This is a genomic window from Burkholderia sp. BCC1998 (genome assembly GCF_905339875.1).
Taxonomy (GTDB): domain Bacteria; phylum Pseudomonadota; class Gammaproteobacteria; order Burkholderiales; family Burkholderiaceae; genus Burkholderia.
Window position 1 is genome coordinate 142,793 of sequence record NZ_CAJPHE010000004.1, and the last position, 15,162, is coordinate 157,954.

The 15,162-nt window shown below is 68.2% G+C and carries 12 protein-coding genes; 8 read left to right on the forward strand and 4 right to left on the reverse strand.

Annotated elements, in window-relative coordinates:
* Positions 1-146 precede the first annotated feature (146 nt).
* From U5A56_RS09240 to U5A56_RS09270, 7 genes are all read left to right on the forward strand, one after another.
* Positions 147-839 carry a VOC family protein gene (locus tag U5A56_RS09240; protein WP_257772920.1) on the forward strand — a complete coding sequence of 231 codons (693 nt, stop codon included), beginning with the start codon at positions 147-149 and terminating at the stop codon, positions 837-839.
* Between the two features lie 55 nt (positions 840-894).
* Entirely contained in the window at positions 895-1,803 is a 909-nt protein-coding gene (locus U5A56_RS09245; RefSeq protein WP_321921962.1) for a DMT family transporter, read from the forward strand.
* A gap of 152 nt (positions 1,804-1,955) precedes the next feature.
* Positions 1,956-3,137, forward strand: coding sequence for a PLP-dependent aminotransferase family protein (locus U5A56_RS09250; RefSeq protein WP_257772921.1), 1,182 nt, complete (start codon positions 1,956-1,958; stop codon positions 3,135-3,137).
* Between the two features lie 50 nt (positions 3,138-3,187).
* Positions 3,188-3,646, forward strand: a complete 459-nt coding sequence (locus U5A56_RS09255) for a RidA family protein (RefSeq protein ID WP_034190720.1) — start codon at positions 3,188-3,190, stop codon at positions 3,644-3,646.
* A gap of 13 nt (positions 3,647-3,659) precedes the next feature.
* Positions 3,660-4,541, forward strand: coding sequence for a PhzF family phenazine biosynthesis protein (locus U5A56_RS09260; RefSeq protein WP_321820530.1), 882 nt, complete (start codon positions 3,660-3,662; stop codon positions 4,539-4,541).
* Positions 4,542-4,761: 220 nt separating this feature from the next.
* Positions 4,762-7,101, forward strand: a complete 2,340-nt coding sequence (locus tag U5A56_RS09265) for an EAL domain-containing protein (RefSeq protein WP_321802092.1) — start codon at positions 4,762-4,764, stop codon at positions 7,099-7,101.
* Positions 7,102-7,308: 207 nt separating this feature from the next.
* Positions 7,309-8,517: a chromate transporter gene (locus U5A56_RS09270; RefSeq protein ID WP_321802091.1), complete on the forward strand. Its 1,209-nt coding sequence runs from the start codon at positions 7,309-7,311 to the stop codon at positions 8,515-8,517.
* Between the two features lie 43 nt (positions 8,518-8,560).
* Here U5A56_RS09270 and U5A56_RS09275 read toward each other — a convergent pair whose 3' ends face one another.
* The gene (locus U5A56_RS09275; RefSeq protein ID WP_124487172.1) at positions 8,561-9,007 is read right to left on the reverse strand and encodes a multidrug/biocide efflux PACE transporter; all 447 of its coding nucleotides are present in this window, start codon (positions 9,005-9,007) and stop codon (positions 8,561-8,563) included.
* A 113-nt stretch (positions 9,008-9,120) separates the two neighbouring features.
* On the opposite strand from U5A56_RS09275, the gene U5A56_RS09280 reads away from it, so the two are divergent.
* Entirely contained in the window at positions 9,121-10,005 is an 885-nt protein-coding gene (locus tag U5A56_RS09280) for a LysR family transcriptional regulator (protein ID WP_044846425.1), read from the forward strand.
* 67 nt (positions 10,006-10,072) lie between these two features.
* Here U5A56_RS09280 and U5A56_RS09285 read toward each other — a convergent pair whose 3' ends face one another.
* The 3 genes from U5A56_RS09285 to U5A56_RS09295 form a co-directional block, all read right to left on the reverse strand.
* Positions 10,073-10,531, reverse strand: coding sequence for a CopD family protein (locus U5A56_RS09285; RefSeq protein WP_044846424.1), 459 nt, complete (start codon positions 10,529-10,531; stop codon positions 10,073-10,075).
* A gap of 246 nt (positions 10,532-10,777) precedes the next feature.
* Complete coding sequence (parC, locus tag U5A56_RS09290; protein WP_044846423.1) at positions 10,778-13,099, reverse strand: DNA topoisomerase IV subunit A; 2,322 nt, start codon at positions 13,097-13,099, stop codon at positions 10,778-10,780.
* Positions 13,100-13,161: 62 nt separating this feature from the next.
* Positions 13,162-15,144: a DNA topoisomerase IV subunit B gene (locus tag U5A56_RS09295; RefSeq protein ID WP_044846422.1), complete on the reverse strand. Its 1,983-nt coding sequence runs from the start codon at positions 15,142-15,144 to the stop codon at positions 13,162-13,164.
* Positions 15,145-15,162 lie beyond the last annotated feature (18 nt).

A 15,162-nucleotide genomic window follows, 5' to 3' on the forward strand; every position in this document is an offset into this window, starting at 1 on the left:
TGGCGATCGTGCGGCCGCCGTTCCGGCCCTGCCGTATGCGGCGCAGCCCCGTCCGGCCTGCATTCGCGGCCGGGCACCGGCCGGCCGCCCAACCGTCCCGCGCGTCGTCCGCCCACCATGACACTTTCGCTTCCCGACCGACGTTGATGCCAGCCCGCTCCCTGACCCTCGACCATCTCGTGATCGCCGCGCGTACGCTCGACGAAGGCGTGCGCCACGTCGCCGACGCGCTCGGCATCGAACCGGCCGGCGGCGGCCGCCATCCGCTGATGCGCACCCACAACGCGCTGTTCGGCGCGTGGGGCGGGCTGTACCTCGAAGTGATCGCGATCGATCCCGACGCGCCCGCGACAGGCGACGACGCCACGCCGCCGCGCGCGCGGCTCTTCGCGCTCGACGATCCGGCGATGCACGCGCGGCTCGCGCAGGGCCCGTTCCTCGCGCACTGGGTCGCGCGCGTCGACCGCCCGCGCCGGCTCGCGCTGTGGCAAAGCCAGTACCCGACGCGCATCGCACCGGTCGTCGCGATGCGGCGCGGCGACCTGAGCTGGGGCCTCACGGTGCCCGACGACGGCGCGTTCCCCGCGTGGCAAGGCGCCGGCGACGGCCTCGTGCCGTCGCTGATCCAGTGGGACAGCCCGCGCCATCCGGCCGAATCGCTGCCGGACAACGGCGTCGCGCTGAAGGCGCTCAAGGGCGTCCACCCGCGTGCGGATGCCGTCCGCGAGCAGCTCGACTGGCTCGGCGCCGGCCATCTGCTCGACCTCGACACCGGCGACGGCCCGCCGGCGCTCGTCGCCGAATTCGACACGCCGCAGGGCGCACGCACGCTGCGCTGACCGCCCTGGCGCCCTTTCGATTACCCGAACCCTGCAATACGGAGACACCCAGTCCATGAATTCGCGCGAAACCCGGGGCATGCTGCTCGGCCTCATCGGCGTGATGATCTTCAGCCTCACGCTGCCGATGACGCGTATCGTCGTCTCCGAACTCAACCCGCTGCTGAACGGGCTCGGCCGCGCGCTCGCCGCGTCGGTGCCGGCCGGCCTGCTGCTGTGGTGGCGCCGCGAACGGCTGCCGACCCGCGCGCAGCTGAAAAGCCTCGCGGTCGTGTCGGCCGGCGTGATCATCGCGTATCCGGTGTTCTCCGCGTGGGCGATGAAGACCGTGCCGGCGTCGCACGGCGCGGTCGTCAACGGCCTGCAGCCGCTGTTCGTCGCGCTGTACGCGGCGTGGCTGTCGCATGAACGGCCGTCGAAGGCGTTCTGGGCCAGTGCGCTGGCCGGCAGCGCGCTGGTGATCGCGTTCGCGCTGCGCGACGGCGGCGGGACGGTGCAGGCCGGCGACGCGCTGATGCTCGTCGCGGTCGGCATCGGCGCGCTCGGTTATGCGGAAGGCGCGCGCCTCGCGCGCCAGATCGGCGGCTGGCAGGTGATCTGCTGGGCGCTCGTCGTGTCCGCGCCGTTCCTCGTGCTGCCGGTCGGCTGGCTCGCATGGACGCAGCACATCGCGCATCCGGCCCCGCTCGCGCTGCGCACGTGGCTCGCGTTCGGCTACGTGACCCTCTTTTCGCAATTCATCGGCTTTTTCGCGTGGTACGCGGGGCTCGCCATGGGCGGCATCGCGCGCGTCGGCCAGGTGCAACTGCTGCAGATCTTCTTCACGATCGCCTTTTCCGCGCTGCTGTTCGGCGAAACGGTGACGCCGTCGACGTGGCTGTTCGCGGCCGCCGTGATCGCGACCGTGATGCTCGGCCGGCGCTCGGCGGTGGCCACGGCCCCGCGTCCCGCTCGCGCCGGTTGATGAGGTGCGCCATAATGTCCGTTTTGCCTGAACGGTTTTGCCCACCCGGCCGCGACGGCCCGATCGCGCTCCCGCACGCCCACCCGGCTGCGTCGACGCAATCTGCCTGACCGACCTTTCTTGACTGACCACGATATCCGAACGAGGAGACTATGAATCCGAGCGACCTGCATCCGCCGCACTGGCAGCTTTCCGAACGCGCCCGCAAGCTGACGAGCTCTGCGATCCGCGAGATCCTGAAGGTCACGGAACGCCCCGAGGTCATCTCGTTCGCAGGCGGCCTGCCCGCTCCCGCGACGTTCCCGGCCGAGCGCATGCGCGCCGCGGCCGACCGCGTGCTGCGCGATGCGCCCGCCGCCGCACTCCAGTACAGCGCGACCGAAGGCTACCTGCCGCTGCGCGAATGGATCGCCGAGCGCTACAGCGTGCGCGTGTCGCAGGTGCTGATCACGACCGGCTCGCAGCAGGCGCTCGACCTGCTCGGCAAGGCGCTGATCGATCCGGACAGCCCGATCCTCGTCGAAACCCCGACCTACCTCGGCGCGCTGCAGTCGTTCTCGCTGTACGAGCCGCGCTACGTGCAGGTGCCGACCGACGAGCAGGGCCTGCTGCCCGAAGGCCTCACGCCCGAACTCACGCAAGGCGCACGCCTCCTGTACGCGCAGCCGAACTTCCAGAACCCGACCGGCCGCCGCCTGCCCGTCGAGCGCCGCCGCGCGCTCGCCGCGTTCGCGCAGTCGAGCCCGTTCCCGGTGCTGGAAGACGACCCGTACGGCGCACTGAACTACCAGGGCGAGCCGCTGCCGACGATGCTGTCGATGGCGCCGGATCACGTCGTGCACCTCGGCACGTTCTCGAAGGTGCTCGCGCCGGGCCTGCGGATCGGCTACATCATTGCCCCCGAGGAACTCCACTTCAAGCTCGTGCAGGCCAAGCAGGCCACCGACCTGCACACGCCGACGCTCACGCAGCGCATCGCGCACGAAGTGATCAAGGACGGCTTCCTCGACGAGCACATCCCGACGATCCGCCAGCTGTACGGCGCGCAATGCGAGGCGATGCTCGCGTCGCTCGCGCGCCACATGCCGGAAGGCGTCACGTGGAACCGCCCGGACGGCGGCATGTTCATCTGGGTGAACCTGCCCGCGCAGATCGACAGCATGAAGCTGCTCGAGGCCGCGGTCGCCAACCACGTCGCCTTCGTGCCGGGCGCGCCGTTCTTCGCGAACGACCCGCAGCAGAACACGCTGCGCCTGTCGTTCGTGACGGTGCCGCCGGAGAAGATCGAGGAAGGCGTCGCGCGCCTCGGCAAGCTGCTGCGCGAGCGTCTCTGATCCGCTTTTTCCCTGTCACGACTCTCTACGATCCACGAGGAATCGAATCCATGGCTAACGTCTACGACAAGCTGAAGTCGCTCGGCATCGAGCTCCCGACCGCCGGCGCACCGGCCGCCGCCTACGTGATGAGCGCGCAAAGCGGCAACACGGTCTACCTGTCGGGCCACATCGCGAAGAAGGACGGCAAGGTCTGGGCCGGCAAGCTCGGCGCCGACCTGCAGACGGAAGACGGCAAGGCGGCTGCGCGCGCGATCGCGATCGACCTGCTCGCGACGCTGCACGCGCACACGGGCGACCTGAACAAGGTCACGCGCATCGTGAAGCTGATGAGCCTCGTCAACTCGACGCTCGACTTCACCGAACAGCACGTCGTGACGAACGGTGCGTCGGAACTGATCGCCGAGGTGTTCGGCGACGCCGGCAAGCACGCGCGTTCGGCGTTCGGCGTCGCGCAGATTCCGCTCGGCGCGTGCGTCGAGATCGAACTGATCGCCGAAGTCGCGTAACGGGGGCATCGAGGTGACCGGTCGTCTCGTCCGCTTCAAGCAGGTCGACGTGTTCACGTCGGTGCCGTTCAAGGGCAACCCGCTCGCCGTGGTGTTCGACGCCGACTCGCTCGGCGACGACGCCATGCTCGCGATCGCCCGCTGGACGAACCTGTCGGAAACCACGTTCGTCTGCACGCCGACCGATCCGGACGCCGACTACCGCGTGCGGATCTTCACGACGGCGGGCGAACTGCCGTTCGCCGGCCACCCGACGCTCGGCACCGCGCATGCGTTCCTGGAAAGCGGCGCGCGGCCGCGCACGCCGGGCCGGCTGGTCCAGCAATGCGGGGTCGGCCTGGTCGAACTGCGCGAACAGGCCGATGGCTGGGCATTCGCCGCGCCGCCGGCACGGTTCACGCCGCTCGACCGTTCGGACTACCCGGCACTGGCGGCCGCGTTGCGCAGCGACGCGATCGACCTGGAAGCCGAGCCGTGCGCGATCGACAACGGCGCGCCGTGGCTGGTCGTGCGGCTGAAGTCGGCCGACGCGTGCATCGGCCTGGCGCCCGATCCGGCCGCGCTGGAGGCGCTCACGCGCCGCTACGGCACGGACGGCCTCGCGGTCTACGCGCCGCATGCCGAAGGCGGTCCCGCGACCTTCGAAATCCGCTGCCTGATGACGGGCGGCGACTTCGGCTTCGGCGAGGACCCGGTCACCGGCAGCGCAAACGCCGCGCTGGCCGGGCTGCTGACGCGGCAGGAACGCCGCCCCGGCCAGTCGTATACGGCCCGCCAGGGCACGGCGATCGGCCGCGACGGCCGCATCTTCGTCAGCTATGCCGAAGACGGCACTACGTGGATCGGCGGCCACGTCGTCACGGTCGTCGACGGCACCTTCCGGTCCCCCGTGTAACATTTCGCGATGTGCGATGGCGCCGGCCCGGCCGGCGCCCTACGATTCCCCCGGCTATCGCAAAAACGTTCCAGCCAGTAATATCGGGCCTAATCCGTCGCTTCGGCGGGTCTGTCCATGGTTGCGCATCCCGCGTACGAACAGACGCCGGTGCGACCCCAACCATAGCCGGCCATCCCGACGCGGGATGGCGCACGCGAGCAGGACGCCGCCCTCTTCGATGAGCTCCGCCCGGTCAAACCACCCGCCGCCGAACCGGCCGCTACGCGCGCCACGCAAGTCGCGCCGGCGCGCGCTGTTCGCGATCCCGCTGCTCGGGATGCTCGCGCTCGCGCTGCTGTGGGCCGTGATCATCGCGCGGCTGTCGGTCGAAAAGGACAGCGCATACAAGGAAGCGGCGGCTTCCGCGGCGATCCTGTCGTCCGCGCTCGAACAGCACACGGTCAAGGCGATCCACCAGGTCGACCAGATCACCCGCTTCGTCAAGTTCGAATTCGAGAAATCGCCCGCGCGCTTCAACCTCGCGAGCACGGTCGAAAAAGGCGTCGTGCCGAGCGACACGCTGATCCAGGTTTCGCTCGTCAACGCGAAGGGCATCCTGTTCGCGAACACGGCCGAACTCCACCCGAAGCCGATCAACCTGTCCGACCGCGAGCACTTCAAGGTCCACCTCGCGCACAACGACGATCGCCTGTACATCAGCAAGCCCGTGCTCGGCCGCGTGTCGAGCCACTGGACGCTGCAGATGACGCGGCGCCTGAACAACCCGGACGGCAGCTTCGCCGGCATCGTCGTGGTGTCGGAAGACCCGAGCTACTTCACGAACGACTTCTACAACAACGCGGCGATCGGCAAGGAAGGCGTGATCTCCGTCGTGTCGGATACGGGTGCCGTGCTCGCGCGGCGCACCGGCTCGCTCAACAACGCACCGGGGGCATTCTCCGCATCGGGCGTCTATCCGATCGCCGAGCGCGTCACGGGCACGATCATCGACCCGATCGACGGCGTCACGCGCATCGTGTCGTACCGCCATCTCGACGGCTACCCGCTCGCGGTGATGGTCGGGCTGTCGCAGACCGAGGAATACGCGGACTACTACCATACGCGCAACGTCTACCTGCTGATGACGAGCTTCATCACCCTCGCGATGCTCGCGTTCTTCGGCGTCGCGACGGGGCTGATCGGCAAGCTGCTCGGACGCGAGCGCGAGATGACCCAGCTCGCCGAATACGACCTGCTCACCGGCCTCGCGAACCGTTACGCGACGCTGCGCGGGCTGCGCAACGACGTGTCGATGCCGGCCAGCCTGTCGCGGCTCGGCCTGCTGTTCATCGACCTCGACAACTTCAAGACCGTCAACGACACGCTCGGGCACAACGCCGGCGACATCGTGCTGCAGATGACCGCGTCGCGCCTGTCGGATGCCGTCGGCGACGAAGGCTCGCTCGCACGGATCGGCGGCGACGAGTTCGTCGTCGTGATGAAGGGCGACGACGTCGAACGGCGCGCGGTGCGGCTCGCGGAAGCGATCATCCGGATGTTCGGCGAGCCGTTCGACGTGCGCGGCAGTTCGTTCGTGCTGCATGCGAGCATCGGCATCGCGCTGCACACCGTCGCGAACGAAAGCGAAATCGACCTGCTGAAGAAGGCCGACCTCGCGATGTACAGCGCGAAGGATGCGGGCAAGAACTGCTACCAGTTCTACGCGCCGCACCTGTCGCATCGCGCGGATCACCTGATGCGCTGGGAACAGCAACTGCGCGTCGCGCTCGCCGAGGGGCAGCTGTTCCTCGCGTACCAGCCGAAGATCGACCTGACGCACCGCACGATCACCGGCTTCGAGGCGCTCGCGCGCTGGGACCACCCCGAGCACGGGGTCATCTCCGCGAACGAATTCATTTCGATCGCCGAATCGACGGGCCTGATCGTGCCGATCGGCGACTTCGTGATCCGCACCGCGTGCGAGCAGATCGCGCGCTGGCGCGACGACGGCCACGACACGCTGACGCTCGCGGTCAACATCTCGCCGGTACAGTTCTGGCGCGGCGACCTGATCGAGACGATTTCGCAGGCGCTGCAGGACACCGGCATCGACGCGAACCGGCTCGAGCTCGAGATCACCGAGACCGCGATGATGGAATATCCGGAGCTCGTGTCCGAGAAGATCGTCGCGTTGAAGAAGCTCGGCATCCGGATCGCGCTCGACGACTTCGGCACCGGCTACTCGTCGCTGTCGTACCTGCACCGCTTCTCCGTCGATACGTTGAAGGTCGACCGCTCGTTCGTGCAGGCGATCCCGAACGATCGCAGCGTGTGCGTGATGGTGTCGTCGATCGTGCATCTCGCGCGCTCGCTCGGCCTGACGGTCGTCGTCGAAGGCACCGAAACCGAGGAGCAGATCGCATGGCTGTCCGCGCTCGGCGAGATCGAGGCGCAGGGCTTCCTGTTCTCGCGCCCCGTGCCGGCCGACGCGATCCCCGCGCTGATCGCGCGCTTCGGCGTGCGCGGCAACCGGCCGAACGTCCTCGCGCACCGCGCGACCGGCAGCACCGGCGCCTGAACCCGCAACCTGCAACCCGCACGGCCCATGTTGCGCGGCACATCGATCATTTCGGCTTCCGATGCGGTTGTTTAGTTCATTTACTAGCGTTTTCGCGCATGGCAGTGTCATGACTCGCGGCGGACAATCGGGAGGGCCATCGTGTCGGCGGGCCGCCGGCACGTCCCTATGCGCGAGACCAGGCCCGGCGCCAACCGCAACACCATCATGACCACCGTCGAAGTCGAAGCGGCCGAACGTGTCGAACAGGCACAGGCATCCCTGTGGGCCTTGTTCAAGGTCGTCGCCGGCATTTCCGCGCTGTCGTGGGGTGGGCTTTCGATGATGGCGCAGCTCGAACGCCACTACGTCGAGCGGTGGCAGCGCATCGAGCCGCACGTATTCGCCGATCTCGTCGCCCTTGCATGGCTCGTGCCAGGCCCCGTCGGCTGTAATGTCGCCGTGCAGGTCGGCCAGACGCTGCACGGCCGCGCAGGCGCGTGGGTCGCCGGCATCGCGAGCGTCCTTCCGTTCTCCGTGCTGATGACGCTGTTTGCGATCTTCTACCGCACGCCGGTCGTGCGCTCGCTGGCCGCGCCGGTGCTGATCAATCACTTCGGGATGGTGCTCGCCGCGCTGATCGGCGTCACGTGGGTCAAGCAGTGGCGCGCGCTCGCGCGCACGCGGCTCGAACAGGTGATCGCCGCGCTGTCGACGATTCTGCTCGCTTTCGCGCATAGTCCGGCCGCTTTCGTCGGGATTCTTTTCGCGGCGTTTGCAGCTGGCTGGCTCACCGGGCCGCCGCAACACGCCACGGTCGACGTCACGCTGTCGAAACGCGACCGCAACCTGCTCGTGCTGCTGGCCGTACTCGTCGCGGTATTCGCACTGCCGCTGCCCGGCGACTACCAGGAGACGCTGCTGTGGCCGCGGCTCGCCGGCGCCGGCATGACGCTGTTCGGCGGCGGCTTCTCCGCGCTGCCCGTGCTCAAGACGCTGTTCGTGTCGCCGGCCACCGGCATCTCCGATCGCGACTTCACGCTCGCGTTCGCGCTGTCGCCGGTGGCGCCCGGCCCGCTGCTGAACGTCGTGCCGTTTCTCGGCTACCTGACCGACGGCTGGAGCGGTGCGCTGCTCGCGACCGCCGCGCTGTTCATTCCGTCGGGATGTCTCGTCGTGTTCGCGCAGAACCATCTGTTCCGGCTCAAGCGCCATTCGCGCTTCGAGCACGGGATGCGCCTGCTGCGCGCGGCGACGACGGGCTTTCTCGTCGTCGCCGTCGTGAAGATCCTGCATCGCGAACCGGCCGATCCCGTCTATTGGCTCACGGGCGCCTTCGCGACGCTGTGTTTCACGCGCTTCAAGGTGCCCGTGTATGCCGTCTACGGTGCGGTCGCGATCGCATGCGGCGTGTGGCTGTGGGCCGTCGCCCACTGACGGCCGGCCCCGGTCGCCGCCCCCGCCGCCGGACGCTTGCCGCTCAGCCCGCCGGTACCGCGACGCGGCGTGCGGCCCAGCGTGCGCGCAGCGCGTCGTACGCGAGGTTGAAACAGAACGTGTAAGGCAGGAAGAACAGCACGATGCCGAGGTCGAGCAGCAGCGCCTCGACGAGGCTCACGTTCAGCCACCACGCGGCGACCGGCACCACCATCGCGACGAGGCCGAGCTCGAACATGACCGCATGCGCGATCCGCATGCCGAGCGTGCGCGTGAGGCCCGCCCGCCGCTCGAAGCGGTCGAACAGCGTGTTGAACGTCATGTTCCAGGCCATCGCGATCAGCGACACCATCACCGTCAGCACGCCGACGTGCGACACCGGCATGTCGAGCAGCCACGCACCGATCGGCGCGCACAGCGCGATCGCCACCAGCTCGAACGTCAGCGCATGAACGAGACGTTCCGTCACCGTTTTGTTGATCTGTTTCATGGTTCCCTCCGATGCGTTCGTACAATCGATGCCGGCCATTTTGATCGGCGAAACCGCGTGAATCCAGTTTGATATCATCGGTTTTACCGATATAAAGCCCTGAGACCCGCCGCATGCGCCATGCCCCCGAAGCCCTGCTCGCCTTCGCCGAAGCGGCGCTGCTCGGCTCGTTCACGGCCGCTGCCCGCAAGCTCGGCAAGCGCCAGTCGACGGTGTCCGAAGCGATCGCGAACCTCGAGATCGATCTCGGCGTGCAGCTGTTCGACCGCTCGACGCGCACACCGACGCTGACCGATGCCGGCCGCGCGCTGCTCCCGCAGGTGCAGCGTGCGCTGGAGGCCGGCGCGGCGATCGACCGCACCGCCGCGCGGCTCGCGCAGGGCGAGGAAGCGCGGCTGACGCTCGTCGTGTCCGACACGTACCAGTCGAAGCGTTACGAGGAAACCTTGATGGCGCTCGAGCGGCGCTTTCCGGCGCTCGAGCTCGAATGCCAGATTGCCGAGCACGAGGACGTGCTCGACCTGATCCAGCAGGGTCGCGCACAGCTCGGGCTGATGGCCGCGCGCGCGGTCTATCCGCCCGATATCGGCGCGGCGACGGTGGCGGAAGAGTCGGAGATCGGCCTGTTCGTCGGGCGCACGCACGCGCTGTCGGCCTATGGCGACGCCGACGTGCCGCATGCGGCGCTGCGCGACGCGCGCGAGCTGCGCCTCAATACGTATGTGAAACCGGAGGATCGCGGCGCCGCCGACCGGATCGTCGTCGGCACGCAGCGCTGGCTCGCGCCGAGCTACCTGATGCTGCTGGAGATGGCGGTGCTGGGGTTCGGCTGGGCCGAGCTGCCGCGCTGGATGGTCGAGCACTTCGCGCGCGATCGGCTGTGCGAGCTGCGCGCGCGCGGCTGGCCGCGCCGCGTGCGGGTCGATGCCGTGTGGTCGCGCAACCGGCCGCTCGGCCCGGCCGGCGCGTGGCTGCTCGACGCGATGCTGGCCGCGTAGCGGCGCGCGGCACCGCGCCGGCGGCGGGCGCCGAACGGCGCCGCTAAATCAGAGGCCGGCGAGGCGATCAGAAGCCGCGCGACAGCACGGCCGCGCCGATCGTCACGACGCCGAGCACGAGGTTGACGACGACCAGGAGGCGCACCGTGTTCACCGCGCGCGCACCGTCCGGCCAGTTCTGCGCCTGCACCGCGCGGCGGATGCGCGGGAACAGCGCGAAGCGGATATGGCCGAAGATCAGCATCATCACGACGCCGAGCCCCGCCATCGCATGCAGCGTCCACGTCGCGTGCGCGCCGCCGAAGGCCGTGAGCAGGAAACCGCCGGACAGCAGGATCACGATCACCGAGCCCGACACCCAGTTGAAGAAGCGGCCGAACACGCCCTCGATCAGCGGCAGCCGCAGCTGTGGCGTCAGGTCGGACAGCGCCGGGCGCAGGCAGAAGTGCGCGAAGACCATCCCGCCCACCCACACGGCGACGGCCAGCAGATGAAGAAACAGCGCGACGGCAACGGCGTGGGACATGGCGGCAATCCTGTTATGAGTTGAGTGCAACGAACAGCCGCGTCACGCGCGGTCTCGAGCGACGTTCGACCGGCGGACCGCCGGTCGGTTCAGACCCTTGGCGGTATTTCACAATATTTGCAAGTTCCGCGTGACGGCGCCACGCTCGCTTTCCTGCATGCGTCGCCCCAAAAGAAACAGGCCGCACGCCCGCTGAAGCGGAGGTGCGGCCTTCGATGCCGGTCGAACCGGCGACCGGGTGCGGCGTCAGCCGAGCAGCGGACGCAGCTCGTTGACGACCTTGAGCTTCGTTTCCGGCGCGCGGCCCTTGCGTGCGCGCTTGCCGACGTGCGGCGCGAGCCCCGCGTACGACAGCGTTTCGTCCTGCGCCTTGCCGCCGCGCCCGGTGCCGATCAGCACGACACCGGCCGGGTCGATCGCGAGCGCCTGCACGAGCGTTTCCTTGTCGTCGAGCGCCATCAGGATCACGCCGCGGCCACCGCCCGACAGCGTCTTCATCTCGTCCATCCCGAACACCAGCAGACGGCCGCCGCTCGACAGACACGCGACCTGCGTCGCGTTCGGCAGTACCGGCATCGGCGCGAGCGGCACCGCGCCTGCATCGATCGTCATGAACGACTTGCCGGCCTTCACGCGGCTCACCATGTCGCCGACCTTCGCGAGGAAGCCGAAGCCGTTGCTCGACGCGAGCAGCAGTTGCTGATCGGCCGGCGCCGCGTAGTAGTGCATCAGGTGCGAGCCCGATTCGAGCTCGATCAGCGATGTGACCGGCACGCCGTCGCCGCGCCCGCCCGGCAGCACCGACACGTCGACCGAGTACACGCGGCCGCTGCTGCCCCATGCGATCAGGCGATCGGGCGTGCGGCACTGGAACGCCGCGTACAGGTGATCGCCGGCCTTGAACGTGAAGCCGGCCGGGTCGAGCCCGTGGCCCTTCAGCGCGCGCACCCAGCCCTTCTGCGACACGACGACCGTCACCGGCTCGTCGACGACCTTCGCCTCGAACGTCGCGCGCTTTTCCTGCTGGATCAGCGTGCGGCGATCGTCGCCGTACTGCTTCGCGTCGGCCTCGATCTCCTTGATCATCAGCCGCTTCATCGCGCTTTCGTTCGCGAGCAGTTCCTCGAGCTTCGCCTTCTCGTCGCGCAGCGCCTCGAGTTCCTTCTCGATCTTGATCTTCTCGAGCCGCGCGAGCTGACGCAGGCGGATTTCGAGGATGTCTTCCGCCTGGCGGTCGGAGAGGCCGAACGCGCTCATCAGCGCGGCCTTCGGCTCGTCCGACTCGCGGATGATGCGGATCACCTCGTCGATGTTCAGGAAGACGATCATCCGCCCTTCGAGGATGTGGATGCGGTCGTCGACCTTCGCGAGACGATGGCGGCAGCGGCGCGTCATCGTCAGCTGGCGGAACTTCACCCACTCGTCGAGGATCGTCAGCAGCCCCTTCTGGCCCGGCCGGCCGTCGGCGCCGATCATCACGAGGTTCAGCGTCGCGTTCGATTCGAGGCTCGTGTACGCGAGCAGCGTGTTCACGAATTCCGTCTGGTCGATCGTGCGCGACTTCGGCTCGAACACGAGCCGCACCGCCGCTTCCTTGCCCGACTCGTCGCGCACCGCGTCGAGCAGGTCGAGCATCGCCTTCTTGGTGTTGAGCTGCTCGGGCGTGAGCGTCTTCTTGCCGAGCTTGAGCTTCGGGTTGGTCAGCTCCTCGATTTCCTCGAGCACCTTCTGGCCCGACGTGTTCGGCGGCAGCTCGGTGACGACGAGTTGCCACTGGCCGCGCGCGAGATCCTCGATCTTCCAGCGCGCGCGCACCTTCAGGCTGCCGCGGCCGGTTTCATAGGCCGCCGCGATCTCGGTGTCGCTCGAGATGATCTGGCCGCCGCCCGGGAAATCCGGGCCGGGAATCAGGTTCATCAGCTCCGCGTGCGAAAGCTTCGGATTGCGGATCAACGCGACCGCCGCCGCCGCGACCTCGCGCAGGTTGTGCGACGGGATTTCGGTGGCCAGGCCGACCGCGATGCCCGACGCGCCGTTCAGCAGCACGAACGGCATGCGGCTCGGCAGCGTCTTCGGCTCCTCGAACGAGCCGTCGTAGTTCGGCATGAAGTCGACCGTGCCCTGGTCGATCTCGTCGAGCAGCAGCTTCGAGATCGGCGTGAGCCGCGCTTCGGTGTAGCGCATCGCCGCCGCGCCGTCGCCGTCGCGCGAGCCGAAGTTGCCCTGTCCGTCGATCAGCGGATAGCGCAGCGAGAAATCCTGCGCGAGACGCACGAGCGCGTCATACGCCGACTGGTCGCCGTGCGGGTGATATTTACCGAGCACGTCGCCGACCACGCGCGCCGACTTCACCGGCTTCGCGTCGGGCCCGAGGCCCATTTCGTTCATCGCGAACAGGATCCGGCGCTGCACCGGCTTCTGGCCGTCGCACACGTCGGGCAGCGCGCGGCTCTTCACGACGCTGACCGCGTAGCTGAGATACGCCTGCTCCGCGTAGTTGCCGAGCGTCAGCGCATCGGCTTCCGGTGCGTCGGACCCGGCGAAGAGATCGGAAGTATTGTCGTCCATCTGTATTCCGTATTCGTAAGTGGCGTGAGGCCGGGCCGGGCGTCATGCCCGGCCGCGCGGGTTTAGATGTCCGCTTCGACGTCGTTGCCCTTTTCCTCGAGCCAGCCGCGTCGCGCGGCTGCCTCGCCCTTGCCCATCAGCATCGTCATGCGCGCAACCGTCGCCTCGTAGTCGAGTTCGCCGAGCTTCACCGGCATCAGGCGGCGCGTGTCGGGATTCATCGTCGTGTCCCACAGCTGCTCCGCGCTCATTTCGCCGAGACCCTTGAAGCGGCTGATGCTCCACTGCGTTTCGCGCACGCCGTCCTTGCGCAGCTTGTCGAGCGTTGCCTCGAGTTCGCCGTCGTCGAGCGCATAGAGCTTCTGCGCGGGCTTCTTGCCGCGCGCGGGCGCATCGACGCGGAACAGCGGCGGCCGCGCGACGTGCACGTGACCGCGCTCGATCAGCTGCGGGAAATGCTTGAAGAACAGCGTGAGCAGCAGCACCTGGATGTGCGAGCCGTCGACGTCCGCGTCCGACAGGATGCAGATCTTGCCGTAGCGCAGGTTCGACAGGTCGACGGTGTCGTCCGGGCTGTGCGGATCGACGCCGATCGCGACCGAGATGTCGTGCACCTCGTTGTTCGCGAACAGGCGATCGCGCTCGGTTTCCCACGTATTCAGCACCTTGCCGCGCAGCGGCAGGATCGCCTGGTATTCCTTGTCGCGGCCCATCTTCGCCGAACCGCCCGCCGAGTCGCCCTCGACGAGGAACAGTTCGTTGCGCGCGATGTCTTCGGTCTCGCAATCGGTCAGCTTGCCCGGCAGCACCGCGACGCCCGAGCTCTTGCGCTTCTCGACCTTCTGGCCCGCGCGCGTGCGCGCCTGGGCCTGCTTGATCACCAGTTCGGCAAGCTTCTTGCCGTGCTCGACGTGCTGGTTCAGCCACAGTTCGAGCGCCGGACGCGAGAACGACGACACGAGCTTCACCGCGTCGCGGCTGTTCAGGCGCTCCTTGATCTGCCCCTGGAACTGCGGATCCAGCACCTTCGCGGACAGCACGAACGACACGCGCGCGAACACGTCTTCCGCGAGCAGCTTCACGCCCTTCGGCTGCAGGTTGTGCAGTTCGACGAAGCTCTTTACCGCCTGGTAGAGGCCGTCGCGCAGGCCCGACTCGTGCGTGCCGCCGGCCGGCGTCGGGATCAGGTTCACGTACGACTCGCGCACGAGCGAACCTTCCTCGCTCCATGCGACGACCCACGACGCGCCCTCGCCCTCGGCGAAGGTTTCGTCGGTCGAACGCGCATCGGCGAAACGCTCGCCTTCGAACAGCGGGATCAGCAGCTCGCTGCCGTTCATCTCGTCGAGCAGGTAGCCGCGCAGGCCGTCCTCGTATTTCCATGCCTGACGCTCGCCGGTCTTCTCGTTGACGAGCACGACCTCGACGCCCGGCAGCAGCACGGCCTTCGAGCGCAGCAGACGCTGCAGCTCGCCGAGCGGCAGGTTCGGCGAATCGAAGTACTTCGGATTCGGCCACACCTGCACGCGCGTGCCGGATTTCTTCTCGCCGCGGCCCGCGCCTTGCGTCGCGAGCGGCTTCACGACGTCGCCGTCGGCGAAGCCGAGTTCGGCGATCTTGCCGTCGCGCCAGACCGTCACGTCGAGACGCGTCGCGAGCGCGTTCGTCACCGACACGCCGACACCGTGCAGGCCGCCCGAGAACGTGTACGCGCCGCCGGCAGCCTTGTCGAACTTGCCGCCTGCGTGCAGGCGCGTGAACACGATCTCGACGACCGGCACGCCCTCTTCGGGATGCATCCCGAACGGGATGCCGCGGCCGTCGTCCTCGACCGACACCGACTGGTCGGCGTGCAGCGTGACCGTGATCTGCTTGCCGTAGCCGCCGAGCGCCTCGTCGGACGCGTTGTCGATGACTTCCTGGATGATGTGCAGCGGATTTTCGGTACGGGTGTACATGCCGGGCCGCTGCTTGACCGGCTCGAGGCCCTTGAGCACCTTGATCGATGCTTCGCTATAGGCCGCGCTGGGCTTCTTCGTTGACATAGGCGCTGAATTTCGTCA